This is a genomic window from Peribacillus huizhouensis, from assembly GCF_014138605.1.
GTDB lineage: Bacteria > Bacillota > Bacilli > Bacillales > DSM-1321 > Peribacillus > Peribacillus huizhouensis.
This window is the reverse complement of record NZ_JACJHX010000001.1, coordinates 353479-376188: the sequence shown is the minus strand read 5'-3', so window position 1 is coordinate 376188 and position 22710 is coordinate 353479. Positions and strand designations below refer to the sequence as shown.

Below are 22710 nucleotides of genomic sequence, written 5' to 3'. Positions count from 1 at the left end.
CGCATAAATGTAATATACAGTTCAAATTAAGTGTAAGTAGTAGTATGAACTGTGTATAGAGTGCTGGTCTGACCCTTGGGACATCCTCTTTCTTTATCTCGCATTAACGAAAAGTTAATACCTCAAAAGATTGAAGCTTCACTTTTTTACTTTAACGTTTCAGGAGAAGTAAATACTGTTTGTTGTGGTTCACGTTTGTATAATCTTTGTAATGTGTATGTTTGGACAATCATGAATAATCCTCCAACTGACCAATAAAGAGGTAATGCAGCTGGTGCTGAAAACGAAACAAAGAGAATCATTACCGGTGAAAGTAAGCCCATGAATTTCATACTCGCTTGTTGTTCAGTAGGCATTTGTTTTAGAGAAACCTTGAATTGTAGGTAATAAATTACCCCAGCAATTACCGCCATGATCATATCTGCCTGTCCTAGGTTATACCATAGGAAGCTATGTGTAGCAATTTCGTGTGAAGCTTTAATAGCATAATAAAAGCCCATCAAAATCGGCATTTGAATGATCATTGGTAGGCAGCCCATATTTAAAGGATTGACTCCATGTTTTTGGTACAATGCCATCATTTCTTTTTGAAGTTCTTGTTTTTTTACTGGATCTTTTGTTTGTTTGATTTTTTCTTGAATGGCCGCCATTTCGGGTTTTAATTTGTCCATTTTCCCTTTCATCTTAATCTGTGTTTTGTACTGCTTCATTGTTAAAGGAAGGATGATAATACGAATCAGTAGCGTCACTAAGATGATGCTTAACCCATAATTACCATTAAATAGATGTGCGTTGAATTCAAGTAGCCAAATCAACGGATTAATTAGGAAAGTATGGAAAAATCCATCACCGGATCCAGAAGTGGCTTGACAACCACTTAATACAAGTACAAGCATTGATACAATTACAAGAATATTCTTCTTCAATATATTTCCTCCTCATTTTGTTTAATATATTTAAACAATGAGAAGGGAAGTTGGTTCATCTGAGTCATCAGGAGACTCTTTTCTACGAATTACTATAAAAAATTGCTGAAATCCTCTGCGTTCAAAAAATTCAGCAGATATATATGCATGCTTCAGTTGCAGGATTTGATAAGTGTCCTGTCCTTTGCCTTGTGTAAAGAAGTCATTTTTATGAATAATGTAAACAGCTACAACAGGTATAAAGAGGGCGAGAATATATCCTGCTATCATTGCGTTTAGTACGGTTTGATAATCAAAGTCAAGCAATAATTCCCACATAGGCACCCCTCATTTTCTAGTTAAAAACTATATCTACACTATAACAAATATTATTAAATAAACAAGTAATTTAATAAGGGAGAAGGTTCCTTAAGAGGAAAAAGGAGGATTTTGTTTTTGGGGAGATCGATAACAATCACCTCTTTATTTACAGGGAAACAAGGTACGATAGGTTAGATGCCTACATAGTGTAAAGGGAATGATAAAGTGAATTCGAGGTGAAAGTAAATGGATCCATTTAACCCAAATTCCGGATTTAATAATGAAGGAAATCAAAATGTTTATGATCAGAATAATGATCCTTACTTTAACGGATATGAAAATTATGGAGAGAATTACGATATAATGGCAAGACAGTCGATGTATAGTCCCGGACAATCACAATGTCCCCAGTGGGAAGGTTTGCATCAGCCTTTATATGGTGGAGGATTTAGATATCCAAACCAACTACCCCAAGGAGGAGGCCCTGGTCAATATCCTAGACTGCCACCACAAGGAGGAGGCCCTGGTCAATATCCTGGACCGCCACCCCAAGGAGGACTCCCTGGTCAATATCCTGGACTGCCGCCCCAAGGAGGAGGCCCTGGTCAATACCCTGGACCGCCACCCCAAGGAGGCCCTGGTCAATATCCTGGACCGCCACCCCAAGGAGGCCCTGGTCAATATCCTGGACTGCCGCCCCAAGGAGGAGGCCCTGGTCAATATCCTGGACCGCCGCCACAGGGAGGAATCCCTGGTCAATATCCTGGACTGCCGCCCCAAGGAGGAGGCCCTGGTCAACATCCTGGACCGCCACCCCAAGGAGGGGGCCCTGGTCAACATCCAGGTCCACCACATGTTGGCCCCGGTCATGGCCAACACTACGATGATGGACCGCCGACAGCGCCACCTCCATTATTTGTTCCGCAATTAAGTGGTATGGGTTTGACAGCTGTGGACCCAGGAAGCTTAAGAGGCTGTTTGTATCGAAATACCTACATTTGGCTTGAAAGTGGCAGAGGATTTTGGTTTTATCCGACATATGTTGGCAGATATTCTGTTGCAGGATACCGGTGGAGAAGAAATCTGCAGCGATGGGTATATTTTGGAGTAGACGCGGATCAAATTCGTTCATTTCAATGCTATTAATATAAATAACTTTTACAGGAAAAGAAATAAGGCATCAGAAGTATTCGTTTAGATACTTTTGGTGCCTCTGCTAATTATTAAGGATAAGAAATGTTCATATTTAGGAATTAAGCATCTGGTCCGCTTTTCTTTTCATTTAAACTGAAGTAATCAGGGAAATCAGTCGTGATTCCATCAAGCTTCATTTTCTCAAACGAATGGACATGCTTTCGGTTATTAACAGTCCACGTGAATGCCATCATTCCATAAGTATGAATTTTTCGTATTAGCCTTTCGTTTACCATCGTTTTTTTGGGATTAATAAATGAAGCAAATTGTGAATATTTCAGTAAAGATCTATTCGATATTCCTGCTGGGGTATGTTTAAATAAGATTCCAACAGGGACTTCTGGTAAAAGCATGTGGAACTTTTTAATTGAAGCGATATTGAAAGATTGAACCATTATTTTTGGAGACTCATGACTTGCACGCAATCTGTTTTTAAGCTCTTTGGCAAGTATTGATTCAATTTCAGGATAGTGCTCTGGATGTTTTATTTCAATTAAAACCCCAGAAAAAGGTAAGGTTTGATCCAAAACAGTGCTTAATAAGGGAATTCTCTCTCCTGAAAAAACCTCGCTATACCAACTACCAGCATCTAACTTAGATAATTCCTCATATGTAAAATCTTGAACTCTTCCTTTTCCATTCGTTGTTCGGTCCAAGGTCAAATCATGAATGACAACGATCTGTCCATCAAAGCTCAGGTGAATATCAATTTCAATGAAATCTACCTGATATTCTAAAGCTTTTTTAAATGAAGCCATGGTGTTTTCAGGAGAATGTCCACAAGCACCACGATGACCGATTTTAAGCGGAATATGAGTGGATGGAAGTTTCTGTTTTTTTCTGAAAAACCAACTTTGAAATAAAAGAAAGATCCATTTCATTTAGGTTCCTCACTTTCTTTTGAATTCTATTTTAATAATGTTTAATATTCCTTTTCAATATGAATTTTCAGCATACGTGAAAACAATGGGACAATTTCTAATTCGCTGCTACTTATTTTGATTTTGGAGGTATAAAGAGAATGAATGGAGGTGAATGATATGAATGAACTTCTAACATTTGTCAGTGATGTTGGTTTTCCCATTGTAGTCACGTTATATTTGCTTCATCGATTTGAAGCAAAGCTTGATGTGCTTAATAAAACCATTGTCGAGCTGCCAGATCGTTTGATGGATTTCTTCATATTAAAAAATAGAAAAGATTGAATGGCTGATATGGTCAAGCGAAAAATGGATGAATCGGTCTGTTTCATCCATTTTATCCCGTATTAATAGGCAGTAAACTCTAACTAAGGACTTTAAAAAGCGTAGGTGAAGGTAACTGCTCGTAAAATCCCGATTGGTGAGGTAAAGTTTCATTTTATTTACAGATTAAAAAAGATGCAGCCAAGTGGCAGCATCTTCACCCATTTAGGTATTTTATAGTTTTACAACATTTTTAGCTTGTGGTCCGCGGTTGCCTTCTTCAATTTCGAATTCAACGTCTTGTCCTTCGTCAAGAGTTTTGAACCCTTCTCCTTGGATTGCAGAGAAATGTACAAATACATCATCGCCGCCTTCTACTTCAATAAATCCAAATCCTTTTTCACCATTAAACCATTTAACTTTACCTGTAACTGTCATTCGATAAATCCTCCTAAAAATTAAACAAATATTAATATATGTTAAAGCTTATCTTATACAATAAGCCATTCATATATTAGCAAAATTCCACTAGTTGTGGATGCTTGCTAATATGTGAATTCGTTTCATTTTTCTAAATAATATTTAATCAAATTATAAAACAATTCAAATAAAATCTCAATCACTATTCATCAAAATGACATTTTCTAGCGTATCCTAAAAAACGGTTTCTTATACGTATATACATGAATAACCAACTGTTAAAAAGTACACTACTAAGCAAGAATGTTTTAAATTTTTTATCATTGGTTAAACAAGAAGGATAGAGAGTGATCAATTTAAAAAGTATGGTCGAGAAAATCTGGTCTACAAACGACTAAATTGAAAGAAAGCGGGGTTCTAGAATATGAAGAAAAAGATGCTAAAACGCGCTGCAGCATTAGTTGCACCATTATTGATAAAAGAAGCAAAAAAATATTGGCATAAAAAACAGCAAACAAAACGACAAAAGCAATAGGTGCAGAACTAACCAATTGTTAATCTAAACGAATCTCGGTTCAATCGTTTGAAGTAGATCCATCTTCTCCTATCATTCCTACTTGCTGCTTCTTCAAATCCGTAAACGCTTCTAATAAAACGATAAGAAAGTAGATGTTTCATCAATAGGATTTGATTTTGCTAATAATTATTAGAGTAGCATCACTTGCGTTTTTTCTGTGGAAAAAGTGTTACGAATTATAACACTTGAACCTTTTTCATTGTTGGCTTGATAGCGGACCGTCAATGATGTTTCTTATGAGCAACTCTTCTTAAAGGTATAGCCAAAAAAGAAGCAGGTATGATATATTTCTAAAGTGTAGAATGAACATAGTTCGTTAACCATATTAAATTGTGATAAGTAAGAAGCTTGGAAGCTAGCTAACTTGATGGTGGAAATTTCCACTTATATAGGATAGAAGGGAATAAACGTATGACTACATTAAACGATGAGGTTCAAACTAGAAGAACCTTTGCCATTATTTCTCACCCGGATGCCGGGAAAACAACATTAACGGAGAAACTGCTTTTATTTGGAGGCGCTATCCGCGATGCAGGAACCGTTAAAGCAAGGAAAACAGGTAAGTATGCAACTAGTGATTGGATGGAGATCGAGAAACAACGTGGAATTTCAGTTACTTCATCTGTTATGCAATTCGATTATGATAATTTTCGTGTGAATATCTTAGATACACCAGGTCACCAAGATTTCAGTGAAGACACATATCGTACTCTCATGGCTGTCGATAGTGCAGTGATGATTGTGGATTCTGCCAAAGGGATTGAGGACCAAACAATCAAACTATTTAAGGTATGCCGGATGCGCGGGATTCCTATTTTTACATTTATTAATAAAATGGATCGTCAAGGGAAAATGCCGCTCGAATTACTTGCTGAGCTAGAAGAAGTACTAGGCATCGAGACATATCCGATGAACTGGCCAATTGGAATGGGAAAAGAATTTGTTGGTGTCTATGATCGGTTTAATAATCGAATAGAACAATTTAAAAGTGGAGATGAAGATCGATTTTTGCCTTTGAATGATGAAGGAGAATTAGCAATTGATCATGAATTAAAGGAATCACCTCTTTATGAGCAAACCCTTGAAGAAATCATGCTACTTACAGAAGCTGGTAACCAGTTCTCAAAAGAAAAAATTTTAGCAGGGACACTTAGTCCAGTCTTTTTCGGCAGTGCATTGACGACGTTTGGCGTACAGACATTTTTAGATGCATACTTACAATTTGCTCCTGCACCACAGCCTCGGAATTCTACAGTAGGCGAAATTGAACCAAATAACGATGATTTTTCTGGATTTATCTTTAAAATCCAAGCGAATATGAATCCTAAGCATCGTGATCGTATTGCGTTTTTACGTATATGTTCAGGTAAGTTTGAACGGGGTATGAGCGTCTATCTTAGTAGAACTGGAAAACCGATTAATCTGTCATCCTCCACTCAATTTTTAGCTGATGATCGCAATACAGTAAATGAGGCAGTGGGTGGCGATATTATTGGTCTTTATGATACTGGGAATTATCAAATCGGCGATACAATTACAACAAGCAAGGAAATGTATCAATTTGATCGTTTACCACAATTCACTCCAGAAATATTTATGAGAGTAACTGCTAAGAACGTGATGAAACAAAAACATTTCCATAAAGGAATTAATCAACTCGTACAAGAAGGGGCCATTCAGTTGTTCAAAACTGTACGGATGGAAGAGTATTTGTTAGGGGCGGTAGGTCAGCTTCAATTCGAAGTATTTGAACACAGAATGCGTAACGAATACAACGTTGATGTTATTATGGAAAGAATGGGTAGCAAGATTACTCGATGGACTGAAGATCAAAAAGTTGATGAAAATCTTCATAGTACTCGTAGTATTCTAGTGAAAGATCGTTATGATCAATATGCATTCCTTTTTGAAAATGATTTTGCTTTGCGGTGGTTCCAGGACAAAAAACCTGATGTGAAGTTATATAACCCAATGGATAGTGAATGAAGAAATGAGGTTGTCCCTTTTGGGGCTACCTCATTTTTATTGGCTGTATTTTTTACATATCATAAATAGGTTGTTGATTGAAAAGAATGGAGTTCGCTCCAATCAACATAGTGCCAAAATCACCAATTAACATAGCCAAAAATTAAGAAAAGGGAGACGGATCAAAGGCGGAAATAATTACTATACGTAAAAAAGGATTGACAATTCTATAATATTGGCTTAAATTTATCTGTGTGCTTTATCGCTTAAAAGCGTTTAAGTAAAAAAGACAGATAATTTTCTACATTTGCAACTAGGCAGTCTTTTACAACATGAAAGAGGGGAAAATAAGTGGATGTTAAGAATGTGAAATTAAAGTTGTCATTGGGTGAAGCATTGGTCATACTAGCCATCTCTTTGACTGTCATTGGGGTTGGAATTATTCATTTTGAAATGACGCCCCATATGCCGATACTTGGTGCCATACTCGTATTAATTATTTATGGAAGAATGAAAGGTCTATCTTTTTCGATAATAGAAAAAGCTATGATAAAAGGCGCAGCTCCTGGGTTGGGTGCCATTTATATTTTCTTTTTTATTGGGATGTTAATTTCGAGTTGGATGGCGAGTGGGACTATTCCGACGCTTATGTTTTATGGCTTTGAATATATTTCAGGCAGCTCCTTTTATGCTATAGTTTTTTTATCTACTTCATTAATTGGTTTATGTATTGGCAGCTCGTTAACAACTTCTGCCACTGTGGGTGTTGCATTTATTGGAATGGCAACTGCGCTTGATTTTTCATTGGCAATTACAGCTGGTGCAATTATTTCTGGAGCATTCTTTGGTGATAAAATGTCTCCGCTATCCGATACAACCAATCTTGCATCTGAAACTGTGGGGGTTCCCTTATTTGAGCATATTCGAAATATGTTATGGACAACTATTCCTGCATTTTTGATTAGTTTGGTATTGTTTTTCATACTTTCTCCAAACACAAATGTAACAAGTGTAAAAGAAATAGATGAGATGGTATCTGCATTATCTACACACACGACAATAAGTTTATGGAGCTTGCTACCATTCGTTATTGTTGGCGGTCTAGCATTGAAAAAAGTTTCCGCTATTCCAACATTGTCTGCTGGAATTATTACGTCAATAATTATTACGTTTTTTACTTCACCTAATGTGACTGTTAAAGCGATGTCTGACATTTTATACTCTGGATTTACGTTAAATAGTGGAGTAGAGCAACTCGATTCAATTGTTTCAAGAGGGGGAATTACGAGTATGATGTTTTCCATTTCACTTGTAATTTTGGCCCTTGGAATGGGTGGCTTACTTTTCGAATTAGGTATTATCCCTGGTATTTTAGAAGCCGTTAAGAAAACATTGACGAACGTTAGACGTTTAGTATCGGCAACTGTTTTGACTGGAGTTGGCGTGAATTTTCTTGCGGGTGAACAGTATTTATCGATTCTTTTACCAGGGAAAACGTTTCAGCAGGAATACGATCAAATGGGATTGAAAGCAAAGTCATTGGCGAGAGTGTTAGAGGATTCAGGAACTGTAGTAAATCCACTTGTTCCTTGGGGAGTCTGTGGAGTATTTCTTACCCAAGTACTTGGCGTTACGACCGTTGAATATGCACCATTTGCTTTATTCTGTATTCTTTCCCCCCTGTTAAGTTTACTTAGCGGTTGGACAAAAATCGGGTTGCACTTTAAATGAAGGTTTTAGGTAATATACAAAAATATAGATGACAAAATAAAGTATGAAAAGTAGAGAAAAGTCCTTCATACGAAGTATTAAATAAAGTGAATGTGTAAAAAATTACTAGACTTAAATGACAAAACTAAAGAATAAAAAAACCGCTGTTAAAATATTAACAGCGGTTTTTAATTGTTTAGTGGATGTGAAGTCCTTGAATGACGGGCTCCTCAGCTTCTTTTTGTGCCTTAAGATTCATGCGCATAATAATATTTTGATATATCCCAATAGAAGTCATCAATAGTAAGAGTGAGGATCCTCCATAACTAATAAAGGGTAATGTTATTCCAGTAATCGGAATGAGGCCAGTAACTCCACCAACGTTGATAAAAACTTGAATTCCTATCATCGAGGATATTCCGATAAGTAAAAGGCTACCAAATGGATCGTTGCATTTAGCGGAAAGAATGAGTCCCCTTAATACTATAAAGCCTAAGGTAAGCAGTACGAAAGCCACTCCAAGAAAGCCAAGCTCTTCTGCGATAATGGCCATGATAAAGTCGGTATGACTTTCAGGTAAATAACCATATTTTTGGGTGCTTTCTCCCAATCCAACCCCGGTTAAGCCTCCGTTGCCAATTGCAAGTAATGAGTTTGCTAACTGAAGACCAGAATCTCCTGCATTGAAAGGGTCTGAAAAACCTGTAAAACGGGCGATTTTATTTGCAGAAAAAATCTTTGAGATATTACCAGTTACAAAAAATCCGGCAATAGCCACGCAAGCGACCATTAGAAAAACGGTGGATAACTTTACGAGCCCTTTAAAGGTCATTCCTGATGAAATGATGATGGATGCAGAAATTAAGAAGACAATGGCTGCAGTACCATAGTCAGGCTGTATTCCGATAAGTAAGCATATTGTTACAAGAAAAATAATTGGAGGAATAACGGCTTTATCCAAATTATTCATCCTGTCTTGCCTTTTGCCATAAATGGCAGATAAGTAAATAATTAAAGCTAGCTTAGAAAATTCACCTGGTTGGATTGAAAATCCGCCAATTTTAAGCCAACTTTGAGCATTTCCAGCTGTATGTCCATATGAAAAAGTAAATAGTAGCAATCCAGTTATTCCGAACATCATAATCATTAAGAATTTTTTATTCTGAAAAAATTTGTAAGGAAAGATCATCATAATAAACATAGCGCAGAATGATAGTAGCATCGCTTTTTTTTGATTTTGATAAAAATGATCGATGTCATAATCCCATCTTGCTACTGCTGCAATCATGCTCGAGCTGTATACCATGACCAAACCGAATAAGCAGAGTAACACAATGGCGATGAAGGTGGGGTAATCATAAGCTTTTAATATTCTTTTCAATTGTGTGTTCACCTCTGATACATATAAGCTATCTGTTTTTTTCCGATTATTTGGTAACGGAAAATCAAGTAGGAAGAATGATATTATCATATCATGATACTACCACTTGTTGCTAATAATTAATGATGTGTATTCATTTCGAAATATTTTTATTTTCTTTTTAACATTCGATGGTAAACATGAATAATCCTTTATGCATCTGTAATTATTTAAATATTCTGATATTTTTCCGAGTAGCGAAGAAACAACATAAAAAGAAAGAGGATGACTCCAATCGGTAACTCTCCGAATGTTGGAGAATTGCGCTTTGAAGTCATCCTATGTTTTTTGACTCATGCTATAGTGCATGTAATTGTTCTTAAATCCATTACATATTCAGTTTTAGTTTTATTATCTACCTTGAAGTTGAGATTGAGCTTGTTGCACAAGTCGTTTTGTTATTTCTCCACCGACAGATCCGTTTGAGCGTGATGTAGATTCAGCACCTAAATGCACTCCGAATTCTTGTGCGATTTCATATTTGATTTGGTCAAGTGCTTGTTCAATTCCAGGTACTAATAAGTTATTACTGTTGTTTGCCATTATAATCGCCCCTTACTTTTTTTCAGTGGTGGTTAACCACTGTATTAGTATTATGGGATAATCACTTGTTATTATTAATGAATTGTTCTGGTAAAGTACATCAATAATGGTTTGTAAGGTTGAAGTTGGAATGGATGTCAATTCATTTACGTCAGCTTTTTCGGATTCAGCATTGCTAAGCTGAATAAAATTGAAAGAAATTACCCCATCCTAACAAGCAAGCTAGTTTGGATAAGGATGGTGAATGAATAGTGAAACGAAAAGCAAATGTAGATGGTGCTCTGAAAACGAGCAAGACGCCAAAACGAAATCAGGCAGAAAATGAATATGCAAATGAATTTGCAATGGATGAAGATATGATGAAGGGTGCAAATCGTAATTCAAAGCAGGGGAGAAAAGGGAAAACACATGAATAATCAAAAGGCTAAAAAAAATGATAAGTCTAAAATCCATGTTCGCGAAGAATTCGGAACGGAATTTACTAGTGATTTGAATGCAGCAAAAATTTATGACGTTTTGTCTTCAACCAAGCATAAAAAGAAATAATCACCGGAAATTTGCCGGTGATTATGAACAAGAGAACACCATAAATACCATAACGAAAGAAATTTTAGCATTACAAAACAGTTCAAATAAGTATCACACTGGAGAAATGGGATCTACCCCATTTCTCCATTTTTTATTGATCTTGCCAGCGTTTTTTATAAAGTTTAAAGTACAAAGAAAATTTCTTGATTAAGTTTGCAAATTGTGTTGTTTTTATTTCGATAATTGGTTGGGCAAGTGACGTGATAAACTGGCTTGATAAAAGTACGGTTATTAAAAAGGAAATTCCTGCAAGCATGATATAGTTTTCAACATCAGTAAAATAACCTTTCATACTGCTTTCTCTAAAGGTACGTATGATAAAACCGTGCAGTAAATAAACATATAGTGTTTGCTCTCCCCATTTGGTAAAGAAGTGTCTTTCTCGTGGAATTAAAGAAAGAAAACTAAAAACCATGAGTAAACTTAAAGCATAGAAACCTAATCTTTTGAACATCGAAATGATACTTGCTGTTTCTAATTCAGAATATGGTTTAGATCCAAGAAGCCATTTATAGTTAATGTCTGGAAATAAATAAAAGCCAATAAATACAATAACCATAATGATTGTTGCACCTAATCGAATTTTTGGATTGAACAGCTTGACCAAATGCTCCTTCTTCAGATGGTATCCAATAAGGAACAGAGGGAAAAATACAAAAGTCCTTGATAAACTTAAGAAATTAGTAACTATATCTACATAGCCTACGAGCAGTGTAATTCCCAATGCAACTGCAATTCCAGTTAAGGGCTTCAATTTTGCAAAGCCAAGTAACATGATATTCCAGAAAAATAAGCTAATTAAAAACCAAAGTGACCAATGTGGATTGAGAAGATCTACATTTAAAGTCGATTTGTCATATAGAAAAAAATAGAAAATCGAATAGATGACTTGAAAAATTAGGTATGGAATAATCAGCTTCTTTGTAATTTTAGCGATATATCCTTTTTGATAAAATCCTTTTGCGAAAAAACCAGAAACTAAAATAAAAGCTGGCATATGGAACGAATAAATTGTTTTATAGAGAGCATTTATTTCTTCGCTGCCTTGAATATAACTGTTTAAGAGATGACCGAATACGACAAACGCTATCAAAATGAATTTCGCATTATCAAAATAAAAATTTCTTTTTGTCATATAGTGGCCTCCATTCAATATATCTCCTTAAATGAGCAAAAACAAACGTCTATGAGCGTTTGCTCTAAAAACCAACGGTGATCAAGGTTTAGGTTAAACTATATCAACTTATGAAAGTGATGGTGCGGAGCTAATTTGCGAGCCCTCGCCCTTTTCCAAGAAAAAGTTACTCTTCTTATATACCCACTTTTTATGAACGAAAATCATTATACCTTAAATTTTTTAATAAAAAAATATTAATATAATCGGAATTATCTGACTTTTAAAGAGAAAAATTCTAAAAAAGTCAGGAGAATTAGCGAAATAATGTTAATATGTATAAGAATGTAATTGCCCAATTTTCCAGAAATTAATAGAAAATAGATACCTTTTCATGGGTTTTTATCCCGCTTTAACGGGCAGTAAGACCCCACATCAAGATTATGAGGTGTATAGAAGGTAGGTGGGGGATGAAGGAACTCCTCACTGCTGGAAGTTTCACTTTATTGCATATACCTATATCAACTAAAGAAAAATATATTTACTTTGGATATTTTCATACTTAGTATTCTGAATAGTATTGTAATTTGATATTACAAAAAATGTGATTTCTAGACATTAATGAATTTTGTTTTACAAAAAATGATCATTTATAGAAGTATAAGGACTTAAGCAGAGTTAGTCGATGTTCTTAAATTTTTGAAATGAAAGGAGAGAAGGGCGGTATTTTGACTTGAAAAAATAACGAAGTTGAGATATTAACCCGTTACAGAATGAAAAATGTAAATCCTTCACAACAGGATATATCAATCTATCAAAAGGAGATTGATCAATTAAACCGTCAAATAGATGATTTCAAAGAGTTATTCGATTCATTGTCTGACGCATATATAATGCTAAACTCTGAAAATGAAATAACTCATGCGAATCAGTCTGCTTGTAGCTTATTTGGGCTATCTTCTGAAGAATTTCTTTTTGGTAGGATATTAAATGACTCACAAAAGATTTATCTACCTTATATTACGACAATTCAAATCCTCAAGCATAGAAATCTGTGGATTATTCAATTAAAAAAAGGTGAGATCAAACATATTGAATATCAAGAAACTAGCTCCAATAGGGTTGGTCTCCGCATTTTGAAGCTACAAGATGTTACAAGCCCGTCAATATTAAGTGATAAGCCTATTGTTCCTATGCAATTATTTTTGGATGTTTTTAAATATGCCGTGGATAGCATCATCATTTATGATAAAAACGGAATTATTATGGATGCGAATGATTCTTTTTGTAAAATGCTTGGTAAGCGAAAAAAGGATATTATTGGTGATAACATTCGAGGGATTATTTCGCCTAAAAACTTACTTAATTGGCAAGAGGGGATTGAGAAAGTGAACCTATATGGGTCCTTTAGTGGGGAGGTGGAAATGTTTTCAGATGAAGAATTCACTCTATTCAAATATATAACTAGTACGAATAAACAAAATAATCTGTATATGTCAATATTTAGAAATATGTCAGAAGGAATGGTGATGAAAAAAAGAGCTGAGAAAAGTGAAAAGGTCTTTGCAGAGTTGTTCGACCATTCGATGGATGCGATTCTATTTTGGAAAGAAGATGGGACCATTTTTCAAGCGAATGAAGCAGCTTGTAAAATTTTCGAATCTACGCACGATGAACTAATTGGTAGTATAATTGGCAGCTATGTGTACAAAAATCATCAAAACTTTAAGACTGTAATTAATAAATTCGAAGAAAGAGGAGAAATTCGAGAAGAGCTATTTTTTAAAATGCCAAATGGTCAAATAAAATTATTAGAATTCACCGGAAAAAAACATCATGCTGAAGGATATAACTTAACAATCTTTCGTAATGTTAGTGAGAGATGGCTGATTGAAACAGAGCTAAGGAAAAGTGAATGGAAGTTTAGAAAAATCTTTGAAGGATCATTAGATGGTATGATCCTTTGGACGAATGACCGTATTATTGATATTAATCATGCAGGTACTAATATTCTCGGAATTGTTAAGAACGGTTCTCATAAAGGCTCATTTGAAAGAATAAACATTCCCAACTCTCAAAAAGAATTAATTAATTTATTACATGAGCATATTGAACTTGCCATACAAAGTGAATCTGAAATATCAACCATTGCGATTCCGTTTGAAAATGGCGAGGTAAAGCATATCGAATTTGCTACACGAGAAAACTTATACGTTGGCACGAATTTTACAATTATTCGAGATGTCACAGAAAAACTGGCAATGGAAGAGCAAATTCGCAAATCAGATACACTACATGTCGTAGGAGAACTAGCAGCTGGCATTGCACATGAAATTCGCAACCCTATGACAGCTATAAAAGGCTTCATTCAATTACTGCAAAATAGTGTGAAAGAGGACTATACGACCTATTTTAATGTGATTACTTCAGAGCTACAGCGTATAGAAACGATTATAACGGAGTTTTTATTCTTAGCCAAGCCACAGGCGCTAAAATACTCTAACCAAGATGTAAATGTGATTGTAAAAGAAACAGCAGATTTTCTTGAGGCACAAGCCATGCTTAATAATATTCAACTTAAACGGAATCTCACGAAGGATAATTGTGACGTTTTTTGTGAAGGAAATCAGTTAAAGCAAGTGCTCATCAATATTATCAAAAATGCGATTGAAGTATCGAATGATGGTAGTTTCGTAATCATTAATACGGAACGAATTAATGATTCATTTGTAAAAATCTCCATTATAGATCATGGTCCTGGAATTACAGAAGAAAAGCTAAGAAGGCTCGGGGAACCATTTTATACAACGAAAGAACGAGGAACTGGACTTGGATTGATGGTTAGTTATAAAATTATTGAAGAGCATAAAGGTTATATCGAAGTAGAAAGTGAAGCAGGAAAAGGAGCGACATTCCATATCTTTCTACCGATTCCTAGAGAGGGTTAAAGCTAGAATTATGACATACTATTATACCGACTATCATCATCCATTCGCTGGTGACTTATATTTACTTGCGAATGAGGAGCAACTTGTCAGTATCTCATTTGGAGAAGATGATTTTAAAAAGAGAAGTAAGAAATTGGACGTAATCTTTGATAAGGAACATTTCGTATTCACTAGGATTCTTCCTATGTTAACTGCATATTTGAGTGGAGAAGTAGTTGACTTTCCTGAAGTATGTATATTGAGTGGTACAGAGTTCCAACGAAAAGTATGGGAGGAAATCAGTAGAATTCCTAGGGGAGAAACGAGGACTTATAGTGAAATCGCTGTAGCGATTAACAGGCCGAATGCAGTTAGAGCAGTTGGTCAAGCAAGCCGCGCGAATCCTCTTCCATTTATTATTCCTTGTCATCGAGTAGTCGGGAAAAATGGAACTTTAACAGGATACGCGGGCAGCCGAATACATATTAAAGAATTATTGCTTAAAGGAGAACGTATCACTCAATAGGCTTTTCGTTATTGATTATCCTGCATAAACGGGCAGCAAGACCCTAACCCCAAGGCTTATAGGAATCCGAAGAAGCGTAAGGTAGGGATAACTGCCTGATAATGTTCGAATAGTAAGATACAGTGAAATTTGCCTTTGTGGTTTTCAAAGGTAAGTTTGTGCCCACATGATGTAGGTCACACAGACGAAGACAGTAGAACGCGACTAACAACCATTGGGGGATGAAGAAGACCTCTAATGATTGAAGTTTCACTTTATCCAATCATTCTACATTTTGTTTCCATACTTTAAAGACTTCTAAATCATGTTCAATTTGTTTAAAAGCGAAGGTAAGTACTGCTACATCATCGAGCAAACCGAACCCAAATAGAAAGTCAGGTATGAGATCAATCGGCGAAACGAAATAGGTAATCGCAGCAAATATGATGAGTAAAGTACGGGTTGGGATTTGCTGATAATCACCGGAGATCCAAGCTTTTATCATTTGAAACAGCGTTTGAAGGTTGGTCCAAACTTCTTTCAGCGTTGATTCATTTTTTTTTGCTTTCAAACCTGCTTTTCCCAATAATTTTCCAGCATCTTGCTTATTAGTTGAATAATGTTGCGCCTCTTTTTTAAATAATGATAAGCCTTTTTGAAATTTCTTGTTTAGAAACATAATCCTACCTCCATTCACTTTTCTATACCTACTCTACCCATTATGAATCAAATTAAAGCGCAACTACGGTGTATGTCATATACCCCAAAATGTAAACGGGAAATTCCTCTTAAAAAACTCTTCTACATTATAATCTACCCAGGGATTGACTCTGTACACCCTTAATAAATAGATATCTATTAACCAATAACGATTCTTTCACCACTATTTGAATTCCGATGTAAAAATATAAAAGGTTTTGTCTTTTTTTGCGAATCTATTTACAGACTATGAAAAATTTGTAATAATCCATTAGTATTCAACTATTAACTTGGCAGGAGGAAGCTGAAGTAATCATGAAACCCAGTGCAGTAAAAATGTTTAATGAAATTCAAGAGAAGAGAATCGAAATGCTTCAATTAGCAGAAATGTACGGAATGACAGATGAACTTACGATTCGTTCCAGTCAAGAGCTTGATGTGTTAATAAATGAATATAGTTATGTGCAGAAAAACCATGTTTTTGAAGAAAAGTTTAACGTGAACAATATGATTATGATTGTTCAACAACCATTTTCTTACCTAAGCTAATCTCAGCATCCAGTTGTGAGTACTACATAACCTAAAAACTTCGCAAGTCTAAACATCGCATAATTGCCAGATTAATCGAACTATTATCCAATCATCTAAGATGTCTCTCACCTTGAATTCTATCTCAAAAATAGTAGAAAAATCATAGTTTACAACGAAGATAAAAAAGCTGTTTTCAGAATGTATTCATCCAGTGAAAACATTCTGAAAACAGCTTTTTTATAGGATGCATCACAATGCTAGAGTAAGTATTTTTAACAAGGTACATCCTAATTACTGTCAAATAATGAGTCGGATTTTTCTAAGCGTAATAGAATCGAATTCATCTACATATTTAGAAGAAGGATCATAAATAAAAGTCCAACAATAAAGGAATACGTTGATGTGCGCTCGTTGCCGTCTCCATGGCTTTCGGGTATTAATTCTTTATAAACGATGAATAACATGGCGCCGGCAGCAAAGGCCAATCCATACGATACAAGAAATCCAATGTAAGAGGTAAGGTAGAAGCCGAGCAGTGCGGTAATAATCTCAATCGCACCAGTCAAGGTCGCTACAATAAATGCTTTAAATTTACTAATACGTTGATTGACTAAGAATAATGCAACTAGAAGGCCCTCCGGAGCATTTTGCAAACCAATGGCAAAGGCAATAAGATTGCCTGTTCCTTCAGTATCAGAGGCATAGCTCACACCGACAGAAAGACCTTCTGGGATATTATGTAATGTGATGGCAGTAATGATTAATAATGCTTTTTCATCAAACTCAATTCCTTTTATTGCATGGTCAATATCAATATGGGGAATGTTTTTTTCCAATAATGTTAAAATCAACACTCCGAAGAAAATTCCAACGACAAGCTGGATATATCCGCCTGATGCCAATGATTCTGGAATTAGACTCAAAAGGGATGCGGCCATCATGATCCCTGCTGTAAACGCTAATAAGTTATCGCGAAGTCGGTGTGTTAATGTACCACGCATGAACAGGATAAGCAATGCACCTGCTCCAGTCGACATGGCAGATAGAATGCTGCCAAGTAGTACTTCACTCATAATGAACCCCTTTTCTTTAGTTAAAAACTGCTGTAAAAATATTCGCTCTATTAATTCGTACATTCAAACATAATTAAAGAATACACTATTTTTGTTGCATATCATTCGGTAGCCATATTCCAAGTAAACCAAGAAGTGGCAAGAATCCGGCCAATTTAATGGTCGTTCCAATACTAATCAAATCTGCTAAGTACCCAAATGCAACAGAGCCAATTGCCCCCATACCAAAGGCGAATCCTACCGTTAAGCCTGCCATTGTTCCAACCTTGCCAGGGAATAGTTCTTGAGCATAGATAACGGTTACTGAGAAACTAGTCATGATGATAAATCCAGCAATTAAAAGTAGAATAATGGCTACATATGCTGGGACAAATGGTAGGAGAATAGTCAGCGGTGCGCTTCCAGCTACCGAAAACAAGATGATATTTTTTCTTCCGTACCGGTCAGCCAAAGGTCCCCCGAAAAATGTTCCAAATGCACCGGCTGCCAAAAATGCAAAAATGAAAATTTGTGACGATCGGATTGAAAATAAATAATCGTGTATTAGAAAAAATGCATAGAAATTCGTCATACATGATATATACCACGAACGTGCGAAAATGATAAACAATACAATTCCTAGTGCGACTACTGCTTTCCCCTGAACCTTTCCTGCATTTTCATGCGCCTTTTTCCTTGGAAGAGGATAATCATCTAATCTTGACTTATACCATCTGGCAATATATATGAGAATAAGAACTGCACAGAATGCAACAGGTACAAACCAAAGAGCGCCTCTTTGCCCGAATGGGAGAAAGATCAGTGCAGAAATAAGTGGTGCAAGTGCTTGGCCGGTATTTCCTCCTACCTGATAAATCGATTGAGCAAGCCCTCTTTTCGGGCCTCCAGCCATAAAAGCTACTCTTGATCCTTCTGGATGAAAGATTGCAGAACCAATGCCGATTAAGATAACAGAAAAAATGATCATCTCATAAGTAGGTGAAAGAGCGAGCAAACCAATCCCGATAAGTGTGCTCGTTAAACCAATAGGTAATGCAAAGGGAAGTGGTTTCTTATCAGCATACCAACCAATTGCAGGTTGCATTAAGGAAGCGACGATATTTAGAGCGAAGGCAACCATTCCAAGCTGTGTGTAGCTCAAATGCATGGATTTTTCTAGTGTTGGGAACATGGCTGGTACAACAGCCTGAAGGGAATCATTTAATAAATGGCAAAATCCCATGAGAATCAATACCCAATAAGCAGTATTGGAATTTGGTAATTGCTTGTCAACCTTGAGTGAAATTGAGGTCATAATACCACTTCCTTATCAAAATTAATATGTATATATATAGTCTTTCATCAGGTCATACTGTATACAGAACAAGGAGCTTGATATTTTCTTCCTGAGTACTGTTTGCATTATTACAACGTATAAATTTTAGTATAGTAAACTTGATTTGGAAACAGTTAAATTAAACTTAACGTGGAAAATTGACAAAAGTGTGTTTATTTTTTATAATAGCCTTAATTCGAGATATTTAAATTTTGTATATTAAGGTTGTGAATAAAATGGAAAATAATAGCGTGCAGCAATCACTTAAGCTGTTCATTGTATTATCTAGAGCACATCGTTCCATCAATGATGTTGTTAATAAATTTATTGCTGAACAAGGATTAAATCCAACTGAATTTGCCGTGTTGGAACTGTTATATCATAAAGGAGAACAACCTTTGCAGCAAATTGGCGGGAAAATACTTCTTGCTAGTGGTAGCATTACTTATGTAGTAGATAAGTTGGAGAAGAAGAATTACCTACAGCGAGTTGCTTGTAAAGAGGATCGAAGAGTTACTTATGCAAGGATTACTGAAGAAGGGAAACAATTTATTGAAAAGGTGTTTCCAGAACATGAAGAACAAATTGATGAAATTATGAATATTCTTACGCCAGAAGAGAAGCAAATGGCCATCGAGTTCATAAAAAAAATAGGCTTAAATGTAAAGTGAAGATTTGTGAAACCATGGTTTCATACGAGTAAGCCCAAATCGGTACTTTTAGATACTTAGTGATAAAATAGTATATGACCGCTTGCTGTTCATCCATCAAAGGGTTGAACGGCTTTTTTTCATAAAGGCTCTGTTAAAGGTAAATGTTGATATTTTAAACTTCCCCGAAAACTTAGTAATATGTAGTCGTTATAAGGAAGGATGTGTGGCTATGATAAATTCCGATAAATTAGTTTATCCAGCATTCATACAACAGGACGATGAAGGAATATTTTGTGTTTATTTCCCCACTCTGTTTCCTGAATCTAGATGGGACTTTCCTTTAACACGAGGGAAAACAAAACTTAAAGCGATAAAAAGTGCAAAAAAGGATTTGGCATACTCTTTGGCAGGAATCTTATATGATAATGAAGAACTTCCTGAACCTATTCCCAATCGAGGTTGTAGTGTACATATAATTGAAAAGCAACAAAGTATGCAAAAACAGCCTTTTCATAAAAGGTTAACGGCAACTCCCTTTTAGTTAAAGTAAAAACTTCAATCAGTGTAATGAATACTAGACTAAGAACGCCGCGTCCTCATGTCTTCGTCTGTGTGACCCACATCCTGTGGGCGCAAACTTACCTTTAATGACTACAAAGGTAAGTTTTACTGTATTTCACCAATCGGGCTTTTACGGGCAGTTAACCCCCTACGCTTCCTCCCGCCTTGAGGTGGGGGTCATATTGCCCGTTAAAGCGGGATAAAATAAATCAGATTAAGAAGGAGTTTAGATGACGTATCGAGAAAAGAAAGTTAAGGTGGATGTAGCAAGTTCAATAGTTCAATCAAACCTTATTTTAATAAAAGGAAGTGTTTTCATTGAAGTTCGAACAATATGAGTATATACGGCCTAATTTAGAAGAAGTGAAACGAGAATTCACAAGTCTTTTGGAGAAGTTTGAGACAGCTGAAAATGCGGCGAGACAAATAGAAGCGATTGACGAAATTACTCGCTTAAGAAATAACGTAGGAACTATGTTAACGATTTGTTCCATTCGTCATTCGATTGATACAAACGATGAATTTTATAAATTAGAGAATGAATATCTTGATGAACTATCACCAGAAATTGAAGATTTAGTATCTCAATACTATGCCAAACTTGTGAAGGCTAAATATCGTAAAGAACTTGAAGCTGAGTACGGTGCACAGTTGTTTGCATTAGCGGAAGCTCAATTGAAAACCTTCTCGCAAGAAATCATTCCTTTATTGCAGAAGGAAAACAAGCTGTCAAGCGAATATACGCAATTACTAGCTGCTGCAAAAATTGAATTTGAAGGAGAAGAACGGACACTTGCTCAACTTCAGCCATTTACAGAATCGAAAGAGCGAGTAACGAGGAAAAATGCGAGTGAAGCATTTTTTAGTTTTTTTGAAGCAAATGAAAAGAAATTAGACGAGATTTATGACCAACTCGTTAAAGTACGTCACGAAATCGCAGTAAAGCTTGGATATAAGAATTTTGTTGAGCTTGGTTATTATCGTATGGCTAGAACAGACTATAATGCCGAAATGGTTGCTAATTTCCGCAAACAAGTAGAAGAATATATCGTGCCGCTTGTAAGTAAGTTGAAACAACGTCAAAAGCAAAGAATCAATGTGTCTGAGTTAAAATTTTATGATGAGGGATTTGAATTTCAAACCGGAAACGCGGTACCTAAAGGAGATCCGGCTTGGATTGTAGCGAATGGGAAGAAGATGTATAGTGAGCTATCTCCTGAGACAGCAGAATTCTTTAATTATATGCTAGATACTGGATTAATGGATCTCGTTGCTAAAAAAGGAAAAGCTGGTGGCGGATATTGCACAATGATTGAGGATTTTCGGGCACCTTTTATTTTTTCAAATTTTAACGGCACATCAGGTGATATTGATGTTCTAACTCATGAAGCGGGACATGCTTTCCAAGTGTATAGTAGCAGAAATTCGAAGCTCCCTGAGTATTACTGGCCTACATATGAAGCATGTGAAATTCATTCAATGAGTATGGAGTTCCTTACGTGGCCATGGATGGAGCTGTTTTTTGAAGAAGATACAGATAAGTATAAATTCTCTCATTTGGCAGGCGCACTCACTTTCTTACCGTATGGTGTGGCAGTAGATGAATTCCAGCATTATGTCTATGAAAATCCTGAAGCAACACCAGTTGAACGAAAGAAAGCGTGGCGTGAGATAGAGAAAAAATATTTACCGCATCGTGACTATGATGGTGTGGCATTTTTAGAAAAAGGTGGATATTGGCAACGTCAAGGTCATATTTTTAATTCTCCGTTTTATTATATTGATTATACGTTAGCACAAATATGCGCTTTCCAATTTTGGAAACGATCCAGAGAAGATCAAAAGAAAGCATGGGATGATTATTTAAGCCTTTGTAAGCTTGGAGGTAGCCAATCATTTCTCGGTCTCGTTGCATCTGCACATCTAGATTCACCGTTTAATGATGGTACCGTTAAAAATGTTGTCTCTGTCATCGATGAGTGGTTGACATCAATTGATGATGGTAAACTATAAGGTTAAACTTGAATTAGTGGGAGTCTTCTTCATCCCCCACTGGTTGTTAGTCTAGTTCTACCGTCGCCAAGTAATTCGATCAATCGACAGTGCGAACAAAGGTTTAAAGAACTCAGACTAAGTACGCCGCGTCCTGCGGCCATGTCTAAGTGACCCACATCCTGTATGCGCAAACTTTACCTCTGTGTAACTCTGGGTAAGTTTCATTAAATCTCACCAATCGGGTTTTTACTTCAAGCGAGATGACTGCTTTAAGGAACGAATACTAAGATCGCTCACGCCCTGTGAGCAACTTAGACACCATCATATCCTGTGAAAGTCCGACAAGCATAAGATGGAATACGTTGTTTACAGCTTTAGTCCTCAGACGGACAGGGAGTGCAACTAGATTAGGCAGTTAATCCCCACTTACGCTTCCTCGAATCCTCTAAGCCTGGAGGTGGAAGGGGAACGGCCCGTTAATGCGGGATAAAAATTGATTTTGATAAATGA

23 protein-coding genes are annotated in these 22710 nt (G+C 36.1%); 13 read left to right on the top strand and 10 right to left on the bottom strand.

Annotation, left to right across the window (positions count from 1 at the left end; translation table 11 throughout):
- Window positions 1-146: 146 nt before the first annotated feature.
- On the bottom strand, window positions 147-926 hold the full coding sequence (gene yidC / locus HNP81_RS01740) for a membrane protein insertase YidC (protein WP_034302071.1): 780 nt from the start codon (window positions 924-926) through the stop codon (window positions 147-149).
- Between the two features lie 30 nt (window positions 927-956).
- The gene (locus tag HNP81_RS01735; RefSeq protein WP_028393051.1) at window positions 957-1244 is read right to left on the bottom strand and encodes a hypothetical protein; all 288 of its coding nucleotides are present in this window, start codon (window positions 1242-1244) and stop codon (window positions 957-959) included.
- Between the two features lie 418 nt (window positions 1245-1662).
- On the opposite strand from HNP81_RS01735, the gene HNP81_RS24425 reads away from it, so the two are divergent.
- Window positions 1663-2157 (top strand): hypothetical protein, encoded by a 495-nt coding sequence (locus tag HNP81_RS24425; RefSeq protein ID WP_312859637.1) that lies wholly within the window; start codon window positions 1663-1665, stop codon window positions 2155-2157.
- Between the two features lie 11 nt (window positions 2158-2168).
- Window positions 2169-2372 (top strand): hypothetical protein, encoded by a 204-nt coding sequence (locus HNP81_RS24420; protein ID WP_235179173.1) that lies wholly within the window; start codon window positions 2169-2171, stop codon window positions 2370-2372.
- 107 nt (window positions 2373-2479) lie between these two features.
- Here the strand turns inward: HNP81_RS24420 and HNP81_RS01725 are convergent, their stop codons facing one another.
- A complete protein-coding gene (locus HNP81_RS01725; RefSeq protein ID WP_182501350.1) occupies window positions 2480-3301 on the bottom strand; it encodes a glycerophosphodiester phosphodiesterase in 822 nt (273 codons plus the stop codon).
- A 159-nt stretch (window positions 3302-3460) separates the two neighbouring features.
- On the opposite strand from HNP81_RS01725, the gene HNP81_RS01720 reads away from it, so the two are divergent.
- Complete coding sequence (locus HNP81_RS01720) at window positions 3461-3625, top strand: YvrJ family protein (RefSeq protein ID WP_028393049.1); 165 nt, start codon at window positions 3461-3463, stop codon at window positions 3623-3625.
- A 213-nt stretch (window positions 3626-3838) separates the two neighbouring features.
- Here the strand turns inward: HNP81_RS01720 and cspD are convergent, their stop codons facing one another.
- Window positions 3839-4042, bottom strand: a complete 204-nt coding sequence (gene cspD / locus HNP81_RS01715; protein ID WP_028393048.1) for a cold-shock protein CspD — start codon at window positions 4040-4042, stop codon at window positions 3839-3841.
- 970 nt (window positions 4043-5012) lie between these two features.
- Between cspD and HNP81_RS01710 the strand changes: the two genes are divergently transcribed.
- Window positions 5013-6587 (top strand): peptide chain release factor 3, encoded by a 1575-nt coding sequence (locus tag HNP81_RS01710; protein WP_182501349.1) that lies wholly within the window; start codon window positions 5013-5015, stop codon window positions 6585-6587.
- A 330-nt stretch (window positions 6588-6917) separates the two neighbouring features.
- Window positions 6918-8297 carry a Na+/H+ antiporter NhaC gene (nhaC, locus tag HNP81_RS01705; protein WP_182501348.1) on the top strand — a complete coding sequence of 460 codons (1380 nt, stop codon included), beginning with the start codon at window positions 6918-6920 and terminating at the stop codon, window positions 8295-8297.
- 175 nt (window positions 8298-8472) lie between these two features.
- Here the strand turns inward: nhaC and HNP81_RS01700 are convergent, their stop codons facing one another.
- Window positions 8473-9657 (bottom strand): FtsW/RodA/SpoVE family cell cycle protein, encoded by a 1185-nt coding sequence (locus HNP81_RS01700; protein ID WP_246399203.1) that lies wholly within the window; start codon window positions 9655-9657, stop codon window positions 8473-8475.
- 390 nt (window positions 9658-10047) lie between these two features.
- Window positions 10048-10239: an alpha/beta-type small acid-soluble spore protein gene (locus HNP81_RS01695; protein WP_028393044.1), complete on the bottom strand. Its 192-nt coding sequence runs from the start codon at window positions 10237-10239 to the stop codon at window positions 10048-10050.
- A gap of 248 nt (window positions 10240-10487) precedes the next feature.
- Between HNP81_RS01695 and ykzP the strand changes: the two genes are divergently transcribed.
- Window positions 10488-10655 carry a protein YkzP gene (ykzP, locus tag HNP81_RS01690; protein ID WP_028393043.1) on the top strand — a complete coding sequence of 56 codons (168 nt, stop codon included), beginning with the start codon at window positions 10488-10490 and terminating at the stop codon, window positions 10653-10655.
- Window positions 10648-10785: a protein YkzE gene (ykzE, locus tag HNP81_RS01685; protein WP_154664020.1), complete on the top strand. Its 138-nt coding sequence runs from the start codon at window positions 10648-10650 to the stop codon at window positions 10783-10785. Before ykzP ends, ykzE begins: the two co-directional genes overlap by 8 nt.
- Before the next feature lie 133 nt (window positions 10786-10918).
- Here the strand turns inward: ykzE and HNP81_RS01680 are convergent, their stop codons facing one another.
- Complete coding sequence (locus tag HNP81_RS01680; RefSeq protein ID WP_182501346.1) at window positions 10919-11962, bottom strand: acyltransferase family protein; 1044 nt, start codon at window positions 11960-11962, stop codon at window positions 10919-10921.
- A 752-nt stretch (window positions 11963-12714) separates the two neighbouring features.
- Here HNP81_RS01680 and HNP81_RS01675 point away from each other — a divergent pair.
- Together HNP81_RS01675 and HNP81_RS24210 are read left to right on the top strand one after the other, a co-directional pair.
- Entirely contained in the window at window positions 12715-14889 is a 2175-nt protein-coding gene (locus HNP81_RS01675; RefSeq protein WP_182501345.1) for a PAS domain S-box protein, read from the top strand.
- Between the two features lie 10 nt (window positions 14890-14899).
- Entirely contained in the window at window positions 14900-15394 is a 495-nt protein-coding gene (locus HNP81_RS24210; RefSeq protein WP_281384476.1) for a methylated-DNA--[protein]-cysteine S-methyltransferase, read from the top strand.
- A gap of 262 nt (window positions 15395-15656) precedes the next feature.
- On the opposite strand, the gene HNP81_RS01665 is transcribed toward HNP81_RS24210, so the two are convergent.
- On the bottom strand, window positions 15657-16052 hold the full coding sequence (locus HNP81_RS01665; protein WP_028393039.1) for a YkvA family protein: 396 nt from the start codon (window positions 16050-16052) through the stop codon (window positions 15657-15659).
- Between the two features lie 335 nt (window positions 16053-16387).
- On the opposite strand from HNP81_RS01665, the gene HNP81_RS01660 reads away from it, so the two are divergent.
- Window positions 16388-16621 (top strand): aspartyl-phosphate phosphatase Spo0E family protein, encoded by a 234-nt coding sequence (locus tag HNP81_RS01660; protein ID WP_051405055.1) that lies wholly within the window; start codon window positions 16388-16390, stop codon window positions 16619-16621.
- 326 nt (window positions 16622-16947) lie between these two features.
- Here the strand turns inward: HNP81_RS01660 and HNP81_RS01655 are convergent, their stop codons facing one another.
- Together HNP81_RS01655 and HNP81_RS01650 are read right to left on the bottom strand one after the other, a co-directional pair.
- Entirely contained in the window at window positions 16948-17676 is a 729-nt protein-coding gene (locus tag HNP81_RS01655; RefSeq protein ID WP_028393038.1) for a ZIP family metal transporter, read from the bottom strand.
- Window positions 17677-17761: 85 nt separating this feature from the next.
- Entirely contained in the window at window positions 17762-18970 is a 1209-nt protein-coding gene (locus HNP81_RS01650) for an MFS transporter (protein WP_182501344.1), read from the bottom strand.
- Between the two features lie 257 nt (window positions 18971-19227).
- Between HNP81_RS01650 and HNP81_RS01645 the strand changes: the two genes are divergently transcribed.
- The 3 genes from HNP81_RS01645 (at window position 19228) to HNP81_RS01635 (ending at window position 22218) form a co-directional block, all read left to right on the top strand.
- Window positions 19228-19662: a MarR family winged helix-turn-helix transcriptional regulator gene (locus tag HNP81_RS01645; RefSeq protein ID WP_028393036.1), complete on the top strand. Its 435-nt coding sequence runs from the start codon at window positions 19228-19230 to the stop codon at window positions 19660-19662.
- A 211-nt stretch (window positions 19663-19873) separates the two neighbouring features.
- Window positions 19874-20185 (top strand): type II toxin-antitoxin system HicB family antitoxin, encoded by a 312-nt coding sequence (locus HNP81_RS01640; RefSeq protein WP_246399202.1) that lies wholly within the window; start codon window positions 19874-19876, stop codon window positions 20183-20185.
- Window positions 20186-20523: 338 nt separating this feature from the next.
- Window positions 20524-22218, top strand: coding sequence for a M3 family oligoendopeptidase (locus HNP81_RS01635; RefSeq protein WP_028393035.1), 1695 nt, complete (start codon window positions 20524-20526; stop codon window positions 22216-22218).
- The last annotated feature ends 492 nt before the right edge of the window (window positions 22219-22710 follow it).